The 436-nt window shown below is 62.8% G+C and carries 1 protein-coding gene; it reads right to left on the reverse strand.

From position 1 onward, the window contains the following. Window positions 1-294, reverse strand: a 294-nt coding sequence (locus EOA24_RS40870) for an FAD-dependent oxidoreductase (RefSeq protein WP_127410966.1), incomplete at its 3' end; no start/stop codon positions are given. Window positions 295-436: the final 142 nt, after the last annotated feature.

Raw genomic sequence — 436 nt, forward strand, 5'->3', positions numbered from 1 at the left:
GAGACTGCGCGGCGCATAGAATGGCCCCTGGTCGGGTTTGGCGAAGCCGCGCTCAAGCACCCAGCGCGCGAAATGGGTGGGGTCGTCGGCATAGGCGCTCATCCCGGAGGCTTTGACGTTGAGCACATGCGCCGACAGCAAAGTGGAATAGGCCATGCCCTGGCCGAAATGCGGACGCTTCTCGATCAGCGTGACGCGCAGATCAGAGTTTGACGACATCAGCAAATGCGCGGCCAGCACCACGCCGCTGGCGCCGCCGCCGACAATGATGATGGAGTTGCCGCGTCCAACCATGGTTGCGAGCCGAAACGGGGCGATCAGCGCGCGGCGAGCGCCGCGGGCGGCCTCGGCCGCAGGCCACGAACGATCGCCGGAACGGTTTTCAGAAGGTTGCGCATCGTTCTCTCACTCCCAATGTTGATAAGATTACTATACT

This window comes from Mesorhizobium sp. M2A.F.Ca.ET.039.01.1.1, assembly GCF_003998035.1.
GTDB lineage: Bacteria > Pseudomonadota > Alphaproteobacteria > Rhizobiales > Rhizobiaceae > Mesorhizobium.